We start from the raw sequence: 14,758 nt of genomic DNA, 5'->3' as shown, positions 1-14,758 counted from the left end.
CTATGAAGAGATAACGCAGTTCCGTCCCGCGCCCGAGGCTTTGCCCGGCGGGAACCCTGCGAGCCGAACGGCACACTCTCTTGCGATCTTTTTCTGCGTCGTCGCGCGCGGCATCGTCCGCGCACACCCTGCTTTCTTCTCCCAGCGTCGCGACCGCCAAGGCGACGCGACCTCTCGTTGCGCGCGGCGTGACGCGCATCCTCGACGGGCGCGCCGTCATTGACGGCGTCGACCTCGTCGTGCCGCCCGGCGCGCGCGTCGGCCTCATCGGCGAGAACGGCGCCGGCAAGTCGACGCTGCTGCGGCTGCTTGCCGGCGTCGATGCGCCCGACGGCGGCACCATCGAGGTTCCCGCCCCCGTCGGATACCTCCCTCAGGAGGTCGCCGTTCACGGCTCTGCCCCCGTCGCCTCGTTGATCGAGGATGCGCGGGCGCCGCTTCGCGCACTGGAACGGCGCCTCGAGGCGGCCGCCTCCGCCCTCGCCGCGGGCACCGACCCGAGCGCGGGCGACGAGTATGCGGCCGCGCTCGCCGACGCGGAAGCCGCCGAACTGTGGTCGTGGGAGTCGCGCCGCGACGCGCTGCTCGACGGTTTCGGGCTGGCTGCGGTGCCGCTGTCGACACCCCTCGGTGAGGTGTCGGGCGGCCAGCGCAGCCGGATCGCGTTGCTTGCCCTCCTGCTCGCCCGACCGGCAACGCTGCTGCTCGACGAACCGAGCAACCACCTCGACGACGCGGCGGTCGCGCTGCTCGTGCGCGAGCTTCGGGCCTGGCCGGGCCCGGTGCTGTTCGCCAGCCACGACCGGGCGTTCCTCGACGAGGTGGCGACAGAACTCGTCGACCTCGACCCGAGTCGCCGCCGCGCGACCGGCGAAAATGGCGGAGGCATGGCCACCCGCTACGGCGGCGGATTCAGCGACTATCTCGTCGAGCGTGCCCTCGAACGCGAGCGCTGGGAGGCGCGGGCCGAGCTCGAACGCCGCGAGGAGCGCCGCCTGCGCGAGGCGGCCAGTTCGGGGGCGAGGGCGCTCGTCGGTCGCGCACCGCGGGCCCCACGCGACAACGACAAGTTCATCGTCCACTTCAAAGGTGCGCGACGCGACGCGGCGACCCGGCGACGCCTGCGCGATGCCGAGCAACGCCTGGCCGCCTTCGAACGCGACCGCGTCGATGCGCCGCCGGCGGCGTTGACGTTCGCGGGTATCCCGCGCGGAACCGTCGCACCCGCCGATCAACGCCTCGTGAGCCTCGACGAGGTGTCGGTCGACGGCCGACTCGCACCCGTCTCGCTCGCCCTCGCGGGGAATGACCGCCTGCTCGTCACCGGGGCCAACGGGGCCGGCAAGTCGACGCTGATCTCGGTGCTCGCCGGCGAGCTCGCGCCCGCCGCCGGCCGACGCCACACGCGCCGCGGACTGCGGGTCGCGACCCTTGCGCAAGACGTGCGCTTCGCCGACCTCGGCGCGACACCGCGCGCGCTCTACGAGCGAGCGGCGGGTGCGCGTCGCGCCGAAACGGTTCCGCTCGTGGGGCTCGGACTCGTCGCGCCCCGCGACATCGACCGCCCGGTCGGGATGCTGTCGGTCGGCCAGCAGCGCCGCCTCGCCCTCGCGCTCGTCATCGCAAAACCCCCGCACGTCTTCCTGCTCGACGAGCCCACGAACCATCTGTCGCTGCAGTTGGCGGGAGAGTTGGAGGAGGCGCTGGGGACGTATCCGGGCGCGGTGGTCGTGGCCTCGCACGACCGGTGGCTGCGGTCGCGCTGGGAGGGGCGGGTGCTGCGCTTGTGAGGCGCGCGTCAGGGTCGCCCCGTCGCGAGCCGCAGGCGCACCGGGTCGCCGGGGCGCAGCTGGGCCAGGCGGTCGCGGGCGTCGTCGGTGACGACGGCGATCACGGGGTAGCCGCCCGTCACCGGGTGGTCGGGGCCGAGGATCGTCGGCACCCCGTCGGGGCTGACCTGGAGCGCGCCCGTCAGCATGCCCTCGCTCGGCAGCTCTCGGCCGACCGCCTCGGGCTGACGCTCGAGGCTCGGGCCGTCGAGGCGGATGCCCGTGCGGTCGGCGCGTGCTGACACCGTCCATGCCTCGTGCAGCATGCGCTCCCACGATGCGTCAGTGAACCAGTCGCGGCGGGGGCCGGGGCGCACCGTGAGCTCCGTCGCGGACGCGAGAACGGCATCCGTCGCGAAGAGATCGACGGCGGGAATTGGTCCCGCGACCTCATTGGCGAGCGTGACGGTGTCGCCCGCGGCGAGCGGAGCGGGGCCGAGCGCCGCGAGAGTGTCGCGCGAGCGTGACCCCAGCTCGGCCGGAACATCGAGCCCGCCCCGCACCGCAACCGAGTACCGCACCCCTCGACCCGCGGGCCCGAGACGCAACTCGGCGCCTTCACGTTCGGCGCGCACCGCCACGGCGGGCGGCACCGCGACCCCGTCGAGGGTGACCGTGCCGCTGGCGCCTGTCACCGCGAGCCACGCGCCCGCGGGCAGGGCGATCGTCGCGCCGCCGAGCAGCACTTCGAACGCGGCAGCACCCTCGTCGTTGCCGACAAGACGGTTCGCGAACCGGTGGGCGGCGCGGTCGAAGGCGCCGCTCGCGCCGACGCCGAGGCGTGCGAGGCCCGGCCGGCCGAGGTCGTGCACCAGGGTCAGTGCCCCCGGCTCGAGCACCCGCACCGACTGCGACGCCGCGCCGTGGGTCGAGGGCGCGTGACGTTTCTCAGGAAAAGAGGTGCGCGCACCGCTGTCCTGCCCCGAATTTCCGGGGGTGGCGATGCTGGATTCCTGAGAAACGGATCGCCCGGCGGGCCCGGGGGCACCACCAGCCCCGCCCATCACCGGGGTGAAGCGCACGCGCGTGCCGGCCGTAATGAGCGCGGGTGTCGCCCGCCCCGTATCCCACAGCGGGGCGTCGGTGCGGCCGATCACCTGCCACCCACCCGGCGACTCGCGCGGATACACGCCGCAGTATTCGGCGGCGAGTGCCACCGCTCCGGCGGGCACCCGAGCCCGCGACGTCGCGCGCCGCGGCACCGCTGGCAGCGGCTCTGCGTCGATGGGCACGAGGTACGGAAACCCGGGCGCGAAGCCCACGAAGGCGCACACCCACTCGGTTGCAGCGTGCCGCCGCACGACCTCGTCGACGGAGCACCCCCACGCCTCGGCGACGGCAGCGAGGTCCTCCCCGTCGTACGCGACCGGGATGCGCACCACCCGGTCCGCGGGCGCCGGCACCTCACCAGCGCCCACCGTCGGCGACTCGAGCTCGGCGAACAGGCGTGCCAGTCGCTGCTCGAGTGCGGTGAGCCCGCCGCGCCCGGCACCGAGGCGCACCAGCACCGTGCGTGCTCCGGGCACCACATCGATCACGCCGTCGATCGGGTGCTGCTCGAGCAGCGCGGTTGCCGCGATGGTGTCGGTGAGACCCGCGAATTCGACGAGCAGGGCCCGGTCGCCGAAGGGCAGGATGCGCACGCCTCTCACCCGGCCGGCGCGAACGGCGCGAGCTGCACCTCAGCCTGCTCGAGCGCCGCCCGAACGGCGCTCGCGATCGCGACAGCTCCGGGGGTGTCGCCGTGGACGCAGAGCGAGCGGGCGGAGACGCGCACGCTGCCCCCGCCGATCGTGTCGATCACGCCGTCGTGCGCGAGCCGCACGGCCCGAGCGGCGATGACCGCCGCGTCGTGCACAACGGCCCCGGCCTCCCCGCGCGGCACCAGCGTGCCGTCAGCGGCATATGCGCGATCCGCGAACGCTTCCCCGACCACGTCGACGAAGCGCCGATCGCACGCTCGCTGAATCGCCGAGCCGTCCACGCCCGCGAGGGCGAGCACGGGCAGCCCAAACTCTGCCGCAATACGCGCCACCGCGTCAGCCTGGTCGACGTCGTCGAGGATGCGCGAGTAGAGCGCGCCGTGCGGCTTCAGGTAGGACACGCGGGCGCCGTGCTGGTCACAGCTGTCAAGCAGCGTCTCGAGCTGCGCGCGCAGTTGCCGCTCCAGCACTGGCCCCGGCACGTCCATCGCGCGTCGCCCGAAGCCTTCGCGGTCATCGTATGAGGGGTGCGCGCCGATCACGACGCGCGAGGCGAGGGCCGCGCGCACGGCTGCATCGCGCGCATCCGTATCGCCGCCGTGCCCGCCGCAGGCGAGGTTGGCGCTCGTGACGACTCGCAGCATGGCGGCGTCGTCGGCCACCGCAACGCCGCCCCAGCCTTCGCCGAGGTCACTGTTGAGGTCGAGCCGCGCCATGGCCCGAGCCTACGTCGCCCGGTCGGGGGGATGCTCGTTTCGCGTAATGCAGGAAATAATGCGAAGCAGAACGCCGCTCACCAGGAAGGGGCTCGCTGTGCCGCTCGGGCTCCCGCCCCACCTCGCGTCGTCGACGACGACCCTGGCGCTGGTTCGCGCGGGGCATGCAGCGGCGGCCGCAAGCCTGGTGGCCGCCATGGCCGTGGTGCTCACCCTGCAGACGACCCTGCCCGACCTTGCGGTGTGGCCCGCCCTCATCGTGCTGGTGCCCATGATCGGGCTGCTGGTGCTGCTCGAGCGCACGCCGTCGACGTTCATTGCGGTCGGTTACCTGCTCGTCGGGGGAGCCTGCATCGCCTGGTTCACCGTCATCGGCTCGGCGCAGCTCGAGGTCACGCCCCGCAACGACGACTTCACCGTCGGTTTGCTGAAGGCCGCGGTCATTCTGATTGTCGGCGTGGGCCCGGGTATCGCCCGCTGCGTGCTGTGGACGACGGCGGGCCTCCTCGTCGCCGAGACGTCGTCGGCTGTCGTGATCGTCGCGCTCGGCGGCGTGTGGGGTCCGGCCCCGGGGCCGATCACGCTGTGGGTGTTCCTCGTGCTGGGGCTCGCGTCGCTGCAGCTGCGGCGTCTGCAGGCGCGCACCGCGATTCCCGCCCTGTATCGCGCCGCGCGCGACGAGATGCTCGCCGAGACGCGGCGCGGCTTCGAGCGCCGCGCCACCGCCCTCGTGCACGACACGATGCTGAACGACTTGGCCCTGATCGCCCAGCACGACGAGGGGCCGCTGCGGCCGGGCATCGGCGACGCCGTCCGTGCCGACCTCGCGACGCTCGTGGGCGAGGAGTGGCTCATCGACGAGGCGTCGCCCTCCGAGCGCTCGGCTCACGCCGAGTTCGAGCGGATGCTCGCCGACGCGACCGCGGGAGAACTGACGGTCGTTGTTGCCGGCGATCCGGGCATCCTCAATCGCGTTGACGGTCACGCGCGCGCCGAGTTTCTGCGGGCCATCGGCCAGGCGCTCGTGAACGTGCGCCGGCACGCGGGCGTGACCGAGGCGGAGGTCGTGCTCGGTGCACAGCACGACGAGGTGTCGGCGATGGTGGTCGACGCCGGTCGCGGATTCGACCCGACGCCCGGCGTCGAGGGCCGGCTCGGCGTGGGGCTCAGCATCGTCGCCCGTCTGGAGGCCATCGGCGGCGAGGCGCAGCTCTGGTCGCGGGTGGGCAGCGGAACAACGGTGATGCTGCGGCTTCCGCTCGCCGCACCACCGGTGTCGCCCGACCCCTTCGACATCGATGACGGCCCGGATGCGCGCCCCCAGTCGGCGCCGGAGGTCACCGCATGAGCGCCTCCGCCCCGTCGCTCGCGCCGCGTCGCCCCGGGCCGTGGGCGCTGCGCACCGATCGGCTTGACCCCCTGTCGGCCGCGTCGGCGCGCCCGGTCACCGTCACCTTCGCCCTCGCGATGGTGACGCTCGCGGGCCTCGACACGATCGTGAAGGCGACCCAGGTGACCTCGGTGTCGTGGCTCATCGTCACGATGGTGGCACTCGTCAGCGCCATGGCCCTGCTCATTGACCGCACCCGCGTCGACCGGCCGGCGTGGTCGCGCGGCTCAGCGGTGCTGTTTCACCTGACCCTGGTCGCGATGATGGTCGCGAGTGCTCTCTCGACCGCGGGGGCGAACGCGTCGGTGCGCGACGACTGGGCGCCGCTCGTCGTCGGCTTCGCGCTGTTCTGCCTCACCCCGTACCGCTCTGCCCGCGAGCTGGCGGTCTGGACGGTCGTGCACACCGTGGTGGCGGGGGCGCTCGGCGTCGCTCAGGCGGGCAGTGCCACGACGCTGCTGCCCGCACCACTGTTCGCGATTTCGGGTGGCGTCGCGGTGCTGATCATCGGCGCGGCGGCCGTCGCGTACGCGAAGTCGATGAACACCTCGATCCTCCGCTGGGAGCAGCGCGCCTGGGCCCGCGCCGTCGCGGTCGTGGGCGAGGCGCGACACGGGGTCGCGCGCTCGGTCCGCCAGCGCGAAATCAGCCGCGTGGGTCGCGACGCGCTGCCCGTGCTCGCGCGCGTTGCCGAAAACGATGCGGTGACGACGGCCGACCGCGACGAGGCGGCGGAACGCGCCGCGAGCATCCGATGCACCCTCGTCGAGGCGGCCGGGCGCAGCTGGGTGCGCGAACTCGCCGACGACCTCATCGAGCGCCGACCCGAGCTCGCAGTGGCGATGACCGTCGCCGACGCTGACGACCTCGCGCGCTCCGCGACGCTCGAGCAGCGCACGCTCATTCGCGCGATCGTCGGGGCGGCCATGGATGCTCCGGGCACACGTGCGGTGCACCTCGCGATCACCGCATCCCCGCGTCACAGCGGCCCCAGCGTGCGCATTGAGGTGCGTGGGGTTGAGCCGCCGGGCGTCGCCCGCGAGGCCCTGCGCCCCCTCATCGGCGTGGCGCGGGGGCTCGCCCGGCACTGCGCGGTGGTCGAGGTTCACGACGCCCTCGTCATAGAGTTTGCGTATGGACACTAGGGCGTTCCCTCCCGCTCGGGTGCGCCTGGCCATCCTCGATGATCACGAGATGCTGCTCGACAGCATGGCGTCGTGGATCGCCGCGAACGCGCCCGACTTCGATCTGGTGCTCACCGCGCCCACGTGGTTCGAGCTGGTGCAGAGCGAGCAGTTCCCCACCGACCTCGTGCTGCTCGACTTTCAGCTGCAAGAGCCGGTGTCGATCGAGGCCCGGGTGCGCACGTGTCGTGCGGCCGGTGCGAAGGTCATCATCCTCACGAGCCTTGACACCGACGAAGCCCGCCAGCGCGCGTTCGATGCCGGAGCATCCGCCTTTCTGACGAAGACGATGCCGCTCGGCGAGGTCATGGACACCGCGCGGCGCGTGATGGGCATCGAGGCCTCCGGCGAGGCAGTTCGCGACTGGCGCCCGCTGCCCTCGGGGGCAACGCGGCACGCGCGCCCGAAGCTCTCGCAGAGCGAGGGTGAGGCGCTCGCCCTCTACGCGAGCGGTCTCTCGACGACCGAGGTCGCGACGTCGATGAACGTGCAGTACGAGACGGCGAAGACGTACCTGCGCCGGGTGCGCGAGAAGTACGCCCGCGCCGGCCGACCCGCGTCGACGAAATCGGAACTGATCCGGCGAGCCGCCGAGGACGGATACCTGCAGTAATGGCGAAGTTGTACTTCCGATACGGCGCGATGAACAGCGGCAAGTCGACCGCGCTGCTGCAGGCGGCGTACAACTACGAAGAGCGCGGGCAGCGGGTCATTCTCGCGAAGCCGCGCATCGACACGAAGGGCGACCAGACGATCGTGTCGCGCCTCGGGGTGACGCGACCGGTCGACTTCACGATCGACCTCACCGACGACGTCTACACGCTGTTTCAGCGTCAGCGCGCTGCGGTACTGCGCGACGAGGAGCGTGACGTATCGTGCCTGCTGGTCGACGAGGCGCAGTTCTTGACCCCCGAGCAGGTCGACGACCTGCTGCGCATCGCGATTCGTGAGGGTATTCCGGTGCTCGCCTACGGCATCCGCACCGATTTTCAAACGGTCGCGTTTCCCGGCAGCCGTCGCCTTCTCGAGATCGCGCACTCGCTGGAAGAGCTCAAGACGATCTGTCGTTGCGGGCGCAAGGCCGTCTTCAACGGCAGAACAGTGGATGGGCGGTTCGTCTTTGCGGGGGACCAGGTCGCCATCGACGGCGTCGACGTCGCGTACGAGTCGCTGTGCGGGGCCTGCTACCTCGACGAGTCGGGCGACACGCTCGCGTCGGGGCGTCGCGCGCCGGTCGCGCTCGACCCCGAGACGCTCGGGCCCGACCCCGACTTCGCGTAGCGGCCGCGGGGGCGCGCCCGGTCACGGGGTCGTGCGCGCCCGGAGACGCGAAAACCCTCGAGCCCATGCTCGAGGGTTTTCTTCGTCCTCGTGTGAGGACCGCGTCGGGGTAACAGGATTTGAACCTGCGACCTCGTCGTCCCGAACGACGCGCGCTACCAAACTGCGCCATACCCCGTGAGGTCATCGCGGCCGGGGCCGCAACCCGTCAAGCGTACCCGATATCGTCGCCCACCAGCGTCACGACGACGGCCTCGGGCGGGCAGGCGAAGCGCACGGGAGCGTAGATCGAGTGGCCCAAGCCAGCCGACACGTTGAGGTAGGCCGCCCGGTGTGCGTGGTACCAGAGGCTGAGGCCGCGCGCCTGCTCGGCCGGCAGGTCGCAGTTGGTGACGAGGGCCCGGCCGCCGGGCAAGCAGACTTGGCCGCCGTGCGTGTGTCCGGCAAAGATCGCGTCGGCGCCCTGCGTCGTGAAGGTGTCGAGCACGCGGCGATACGGGGCGTGAGTGACGCCGATCGTCACGGCGGGGTCGTCGCTGTCGTCGTCGTCTTGCTCACGCAGGGCGTCGAGTAGCGCTGGCAGGGCGTCGAGCCGGTCCCATCCGCGGTGGGCGTCATTCACGCCGACGAAGTCGAGCGTTGACCCGTTGACGTCGAGCTGCGCGACGTCGTTGTTGAGCGAGCGCCAGCCGAGACGGTCGGCGAGCAGTCGCTCAAGAGCATCGATGTCGAGGCGCTCGACCGCGTCGCCGTCGCCTTTCGACGGGCCGGCGAAGTAGCGGAAGGGGTTCTTCAGCTGCGGCGCGAAGTAGTCGTTCGACCCGTGCACGAAGACGCCGGGCACGCCATCGAACGGCATGAGCGCCTCGGTCAGCGCGGGCAGGGCGTCGCGGTGGCCCATCAGGTCACCGGTCGTGATGATCAGATCGGGCTTCAGTGCGGTGAGCCCCCGCAGCCAGTCGATGCGATCGCGCTGCCACGGGGCGAGGTGCAGGTCGCTGAGGTGCAGGATGCGCACGGGCTCGGCTCCGGGAGAGAGCACCGGCATGAGTTCGGTGCGTACGCGGTACGCGCGCCGTTCGATCGCGACGGCGTACACGGCGGCGGCCGCCGCGAGCGCGATGCTCGCGACGGCCGCCGTGCGCACGGGGTGCGTCATCGACATACGTCTCGCTCGACGGTGATCTCAATGATCGTGTTCCGCGTGGCGTTCTCACCGGCGCCCGGTGTTTGACCGATCACCACACCGGGGCCTCCTCCGCCCGAGTTGCCGGGAGGAGTGGGCGCGTCGTCGTCGTCGCCCGGCGGAATACTGGGGCTCGGGCTGGGAGCCGCGGCTTGACACCTCTCGCTGATGTTGGTGAAGCCAGCTCCTCGCAGAACGTCTCTCGCCTCGTTCGGCGTCAGCCCACCGCTCGAGACGTCGGGCACCGCGATGAGGTTGCCGTTGCTGAGCTGCACCCGCACCGGCGTGCCGAGGCTGACGAAGGCACCGGGTCCTGGCGACTGAGTCGCGATGATTCCGGCAGGAAGGGTTGAGTCGACCTGCGCCTCCTCAACGCGGAAGCGGAAGCCGAGGCCCTCGACGATGCCGCGCGCAACCTCGGGCGTCTGACCGGTCAGGTCGGGCAGGGTCACGCCCTGACCGCGCAGCAAACGCTCGGGCGCCTCCGGAATGGCGTCGCCGCCGTAGGACGCGTTTGCCGCTCCGAACACCGTGCGCGTGATCTCGTGCCGGAGGTTCGAACCGCCCGGAAGCGTCGTGATGTTTCGGGTGCCGACGACGTTACCGACCCATGTGGCGGTGGCAACGCGCGTCGACCCGCCGACCATCCAGGTGTGCAGGGCCTCGTCAGCGGTACCGGTCTTGCCGACGACGGGAACATCGCCGCCGGGGTTCGACGCCCGACCGGTGCCTCGGGTCACGACCTCGCGCATCGCGAACGTTGTCGCCGCCGCAACCTCGGGGTCGATTGCCTGGCGGCACTCGGAGGTCTGTCCCGGCAACTCGCTGCCGTTGCGGTCGACGATACGGTCAACCGCGATTGGCTCGCAGAACAGTCCGCCGCTCTGGATCGCGGCAAAGGCAGCGGCCATCGTCACGGGCGCGATCTCGTTCGTGCCGAGGATCGCCGACGGGTTGGTTTGCAGCGGGCCCCCGTCGGCGCGGTGCACGCCCAGGCTCTCGGCAGCGTCGCGAATGCCGCACTGGTCGAGTTGCTGTGCGATGGCGACGTACGTGGTGTTCACCGAGTTGACCGTGGCGTTGAGCACGTTCATCACGCCGCCGCGACCGTCGGCGAAGTTCTTCGGGTCGTAGGGGCCACCCCACGGGCCGTTACAGCTGTCGACGAAGTCGGCCTGCTGGAACACCCGGGGCGTGCCATCGACGAACTCCTGCAGACCGCGACCCTCTTGCAGCCACTCGATGAGGCCGAAGATCTTGTACGTCGAACCGACACGGAAGCCGATTGATCCGCCGTAGTCGCGGTCGGTGTTGTAGTTCACTGCGGTGAAGCCAATGTCGGTATTGCCGAGCGAGTTGTTGAAGCGCTTGTTCTGCGCCATCGTCAGGATGCGGCCCGTGCCGGCCTGCACCGACGTGGTCGCCGCGCCGATGTTGTACACCGGCACGCCCTCGGCGTTGAGCTCAGCGATGTCGGGCGCGACCGTGTTCCAGACAGCGTCCTGAGCCACGCGCTGCAGCGACAGGTCGAGCGTCGTGTAGACCTGGTAGCCGCCCTGGCGCCACGCCGCCTCGCGCTCCTCCGGCGTCGAGCCGAGCGTCTCGAGCTCGGGGATCAGTCGCGTGACGTAGTCGCACATGAACTGCGAGTAGGCCTCGGCCGCGATACAGCCTGACCGGGGCGCCTGCAGCGTCACGAAGTTCTCATCGACCGGGATAGCGAGCGCCTCATCCCGCTCAGCAGCCGTGATGAAGCCCTCTTCCGCCATCGCGCGGATGATGAAGTCGCGGCGCGTTTGGTTGTTTTCGTAGTTGTCGGGGCTGAGCAGCGATCGGGTACCCGGTCGCTGCACGATCGCGATGAGGCTCGCGGCCTGCGCCACCGACACCTCAGACGCCGACACTCCGAAGTACTGCTGAGCTGCCGCCTCGACGCCGTAGGTGATGCCGCCGAAGCCCGCGATGTTGAGGTACGAGAGCATGATCTCGTCCTTCGTGTACTCCTTTTCCAGAGCAATCGCGAACTTGGCCTCGTTCAGCTTGCGCTCAAGTGTCGACTCTTGCGCCTCGCGCACCGCGTTGTCACGCTCGTCGCCCGGGGGGAACTGCGTAATCGCCTGGTTGATCAGGATGTTCTTGACGAGCTGCTGGGTGAGGGTCGAGCCACCACCCGTGATGTCGCCCTCAGCCACGTTGCCAATCGCGGCACGAATGATTCCCTGCGGGTCGACACCGCCGTGCGTGTAAAAACGGCGGTCCTCCGCCGCGATGGCGGCATTGACAAGGTTCGGGGAAATCTGGTCGTAGGCAACCTCTTCGCGGTTCTCGCTAAAGACGTCGGCGATCTTCGTGAACCCGTCTTCGGGGTTCGCGGTGTTCTGGGCGTACAGCTCGTTGCGCTGCGACAGCGGGTCGATGCGAATGTATTCCGGCAGGCTGTCGAAGATGCCAATCGTGTTGTTGGCGGCCATGCCGGTGACGGCGAGTGCGGGGGTCACCATGACGGTGGCGAGCAATCCGACGATGGCACTGAGGCCGATCATGCCGGCGAACGCCCCCAGTGCGCCGGCGGGCGTGGATTTCTGGGCAGACATAGACTCAAGGCTACGGCAGAGCGCGCTATGACGTCTCTGAACGTGATCCATTATTGACATTTCGAGGAGCCCGCGATGACCCGCTGGGAGTACATCACCACCCCGCTCATGATCCACAACACCACCGCGATCTTGAACACCTGGGGTTCCGAGGGGTGGGAGCTGGTGCAGATCGTCACCGGCCCCGAGGGTGGCCTCGTCGCCTACTTCAAGCGTCCGGTCGCGGGCGAATCCGCCTGATGAGCGCTCTGGATGCTCGCCTCGCCGAGCTCGGAATCACCATTCCTGAGGTGGCCGCCCCCGTCGCCGCCTACGTGCCGGCGACGGTTTCGGGTCAGTGGGTGTTCACGGCCGGCCAGTTGCCTTTCGTGGACGGCAGCCTGCCCGCCACGGGCAAGGTCGGCGCCGAGGTCAGCGCCGAGCGCGCCGCCGAACTCGCTGGCACCGCCGTGCTGAACGCACTCGCCGCCGTGAAGAGCGCGATCGGCTCGCTCGACCGCGTCACCCGCATCGTCAAAGTCACGGGCTTCGTCGCCTCCGACCCCAGCTTCTCGGGCCAGCCCGCCGTCATGAACGGCGCCAGCACGCTGCTCGGCGACATCTTCGGCGACATCGGTGTGCATTCGCGCAGCGCCGTCGGCGTCGCGGTGCTTCCGCTCGATGCGCCGGTCGAAGTTGAGCTGATCGTCGAGTTCGCGTGAGCTCACGCGTCATCCGACGAGAACGGGGCCGGGCATCCACCATTCGGATGCCCGGCCCCGTTTGCGTTGTCGGCGCGCCGTCTACCGGAACGACGCGCTGATCGACGCGACGACGTTCGTGTCGGTCAGAGTGGTCGTGTCGCCGATCTCGCGCCCCTCGGCGATGTCGCGCAGCAGGCGTCGCATGATCTTGCCCGAGCGGGTCTTCGGCAGCTCGGCGACGACGAAGATCTGCCGCGGCCGGGCGATTGCCCCAATCTGCTGGGCGACGTGGGCGCGCAGTTGATCGCTCGCCTCCTCGGGGGTGAGCGAGTCGACGTGGCGCTGCTTGAGGATGACGAACGCGACGACGGCCTGGCCGGTCGTCTCGTCGCTTGCCCCGACGACGGCCGCCTCGGCGACGATGTCGTGCGACACGAGCGCCGACTCGATCTCCATGGTCGACAGGCGGTGGCCCGACACGTTCATGACGTCGTCGACGCGGCCGAGCAGCCACACGTCGCCGTCTTCGTCGAGATGGGCGCCGTCGCCGGCGAAGTACTTGCCCTCGAAGGCCGACCAGTAGGTGTCGACGAAGCGCTGCTCGTCGCCCCAGATGCCGCGCAGCATGCTCGGCCAGGGCTCGGTGATCACGAGCAGGCCGCCGGCCTCCTTGCCGACGTGCACGCCCTGCTCGTCGAGCACGTCGACGCTGATGCCGGGCAGCGGCACCTGCGCCGAACCGGGCTTCGCGGTCGTGATGCCGGGCAGGGCGCTGATCATCATTGCGCCCGTTTCGGTCTGCCACCACGTGTCGACGATGGGGGTGCGGCCGCCGCCGATGACCTGGCGGTACCACATCCACGCCTCAGGGTTGATGGGCTCACCGACGCTGCCGAGCACGCGGAGGGTGGCGAGGTTGTACTGGTTCGGCACCTCGCGCCCGATCTTCATGAACGAGCGAATCGCCGTCGGGGCCGTGTAGAAGAGCGAGACGCCGTACTTTTCGATGATCTCCCACCAGCGCCCGGGGTGCGGGCTGTCGGGGGTTCCCTCGTAGATGACCTGCGTGGCTCCGTTCGCGAGCGGGCCGTAGACCACGTAGCTGTGGCCGGTGATCCAACCCACGTCGGCGGTGCACCAGTACACGTCGCTCTCGGGCTTCAGGTCGAACACGTTCTTGTGGGTGAAGGCCGCCTGGGTCAGGTATCCGCCCGAGGTGTGCAGGATGCCCTTCGGCTTTCCCGTCGTGCCGCTCGTGTACAGGATGAACAGCGGGTTTTCGGCCTCGAACCCCTGCGCTTCGTGCTCGGCCTCGGCGTCGGCCATGAGCTCGTGCCACCACAGGTCGCGGCCATCACTCCAGTCGACCTCGTTCTCGCCGCGGCGAACGACCACGACGTTCTCGACCGATTCCGCGCCGGAGGCGAGCGCCGCATCCACCGCGTTCTTCAGGTTGAAGACGCGCCCCTTGCGGTAGCCGCCGTCAGCGGTGATGACGAGCTTCGCGCCAGCGTCGTCGATGCGCGCCTTCAGGCTTTCTGCCGCGAAGCCGCCGAATACGACCGAGTGGATCGCTCCGAGTCGGGCGATGGCGAGCATCGCGACGATCGCCTCGGGAATCATCGGCATGTAGAGCACGACGCGGTCGCCCTGCGTGACGCCGAGCGAGGCCAGCATGTTGGCGGCCTTCTTCACCTCGGCCGTCAGCTCGGCGTAGGTGATGGTGCGCGTGTCGCCCGGCTCGCCCTCGAAGTAGAGCGCGACGCGGTCGCCGTTGCCCGCCTCCACGTGGCGGTCGAGGCAGTTGTAAGCCACATTGATGCGGCCGTCGTGGAACCAGCGCGCGAAGGGCGGGTTCGACCAGTCGAGGGTCTGGGTGAACGGCGTGTGCCAGTTCAGCAGCTCACTCGCCTGTCGGGCCCAGAACTTCAGGCGGTCGGCGTTCGCCTCGTCGTAGAGCTCGGGCGTCGCGTTGGCCTGGGCCGTGAAGGCCGGCTCGGGAGCGAATCGGCGGTTTTCGTGCAGGAGGCTGTCGATCGATGTCGAGGACATACATCTACTTTCGTCGATGTGCGGACTGGCCTGGTCTGCCGCGACGGTGCGTGAACAGAGGCCATCGTAGGGCCTTCGTCGGGGTGCGCGCATCCGGCGTGACGCGGTGCGTCATAGGCAACACGTGTCCCCCATTCGGG

Annotated in this window: 12 protein-coding genes and 1 tRNA gene; 7 read left to right on the top strand and 6 right to left on the bottom strand. The window is 70.2% G+C overall.

The window, feature by feature from the left end; translation table 11 throughout:
- The first annotated feature begins 188 nt into the window (after positions 1-188).
- Positions 189-1,790, top strand: coding sequence for an ABC-F family ATP-binding cassette domain-containing protein (locus EV141_RS12075; protein ID WP_130486222.1), 1,602 nt, complete (start codon positions 189-191; stop codon positions 1,788-1,790).
- A gap of 8 nt (positions 1,791-1,798) precedes the next feature.
- Here EV141_RS12075 and EV141_RS12070 read toward each other — a convergent pair whose 3' ends face one another.
- Both EV141_RS12070 and pxpA read right to left on the bottom strand, forming a co-directional pair.
- Positions 1,799-3,472, bottom strand: coding sequence for a 5-oxoprolinase subunit B/C family protein (locus EV141_RS12070; protein WP_130486221.1), 1,674 nt, complete (start codon positions 3,470-3,472; stop codon positions 1,799-1,801).
- A 5-nt stretch (positions 3,473-3,477) separates the two neighbouring features.
- A complete protein-coding gene (gene pxpA, locus EV141_RS12065; RefSeq protein ID WP_130486220.1) occupies positions 3,478-4,248 on the bottom strand; it encodes a 5-oxoprolinase subunit PxpA in 771 nt (256 codons plus the stop codon).
- Positions 4,249-4,345: 97 nt separating this feature from the next.
- On the opposite strand from pxpA, the gene EV141_RS12060 reads away from it, so the two are divergent.
- Genes EV141_RS12060 through EV141_RS12045 form a run of 4 tightly spaced genes read left to right on the top strand, consistent with a single transcriptional unit; the run spans position 4,346 to position 8,103 of the window.
- Positions 4,346-5,596, top strand: coding sequence for a sensor histidine kinase (locus EV141_RS12060; protein WP_130486219.1), 1,251 nt, complete (start codon positions 4,346-4,348; stop codon positions 5,594-5,596).
- Positions 5,593-6,783 carry a hypothetical protein gene (locus tag EV141_RS12055; protein WP_130486218.1) on the top strand — a complete coding sequence of 397 codons (1,191 nt, stop codon included), beginning with the start codon at positions 5,593-5,595 and terminating at the stop codon, positions 6,781-6,783. The genes EV141_RS12060 and EV141_RS12055 overlap by 4 nt, the downstream gene beginning before the upstream one ends.
- Positions 6,773-7,435: a response regulator transcription factor gene (locus EV141_RS12050; protein WP_130486217.1), complete on the top strand. Its 663-nt coding sequence runs from the start codon at positions 6,773-6,775 to the stop codon at positions 7,433-7,435. Before EV141_RS12055 ends, EV141_RS12050 begins: the two co-directional genes overlap by 11 nt.
- Complete coding sequence (locus tag EV141_RS12045) at positions 7,435-8,103, top strand: thymidine kinase (RefSeq protein WP_130486216.1); 669 nt, start codon at positions 7,435-7,437, stop codon at positions 8,101-8,103. The genes EV141_RS12050 and EV141_RS12045 overlap by 1 nt, the downstream gene beginning before the upstream one ends.
- A 104-nt stretch (positions 8,104-8,207) precedes the next feature.
- On the opposite strand, the gene EV141_RS12040 is transcribed toward EV141_RS12045, so the two are convergent.
- The 3 genes from EV141_RS12040 to EV141_RS12030 all read right to left on the bottom strand — a co-directional run bounded on the left by EV141_RS12040 (position 8,208) and on the right by EV141_RS12030 (position 11,883).
- Positions 8,208-8,281, bottom strand: a tRNA-Pro gene (locus tag EV141_RS12040).
- Between the two features lie 30 nt (positions 8,282-8,311).
- Positions 8,312-9,262 carry a metallophosphoesterase gene (locus tag EV141_RS12035; protein WP_241969263.1) on the bottom strand — a complete coding sequence of 317 codons (951 nt, stop codon included), beginning with the start codon at positions 9,260-9,262 and terminating at the stop codon, positions 8,312-8,314.
- Positions 9,259-11,883 (bottom strand): transglycosylase domain-containing protein, encoded by a 2,625-nt coding sequence (locus EV141_RS12030; protein WP_185740097.1) that lies wholly within the window; start codon positions 11,881-11,883, stop codon positions 9,259-9,261. Before EV141_RS12030 ends, EV141_RS12035 begins: the two co-directional genes overlap by 4 nt.
- A 75-nt stretch (positions 11,884-11,958) precedes the next feature.
- Here EV141_RS12030 and EV141_RS12380 point away from each other — a divergent pair, with 75 nt between their 5' ends.
- Positions 11,959-12,123 carry a Sp36 family protein gene (locus EV141_RS12380; RefSeq protein WP_185740096.1) on the top strand — a complete coding sequence of 55 codons (165 nt, stop codon included), beginning with the start codon at positions 11,959-11,961 and terminating at the stop codon, positions 12,121-12,123.
- Positions 12,123-12,584, top strand: a complete 462-nt coding sequence (locus tag EV141_RS12025) for a RidA family protein (RefSeq protein ID WP_130486213.1) — start codon at positions 12,123-12,125, stop codon at positions 12,582-12,584. The genes EV141_RS12380 and EV141_RS12025 overlap by 1 nt, the downstream gene beginning before the upstream one ends.
- An 81-nt stretch (positions 12,585-12,665) precedes the next feature.
- Here EV141_RS12025 and acs read toward each other — a convergent pair whose 3' ends face one another.
- Complete coding sequence (acs, locus tag EV141_RS12020; RefSeq protein ID WP_130486212.1) at positions 12,666-14,618, bottom strand: acetate--CoA ligase; 1,953 nt, start codon at positions 14,616-14,618, stop codon at positions 12,666-12,668.
- Between the last annotated feature and the right edge of the window lie 140 nt (positions 14,619-14,758).

This window comes from Microcella putealis (assembly GCF_004216575.1).
GTDB classification, from domain to species: domain Bacteria; phylum Actinomycetota; class Actinomycetes; order Actinomycetales; family Microbacteriaceae; genus Microcella; species Microcella putealis.
The sequence above is the reverse complement of the archived record's forward strand: the minus strand, read 5'-3'. Positions and strand labels throughout refer to the sequence as shown.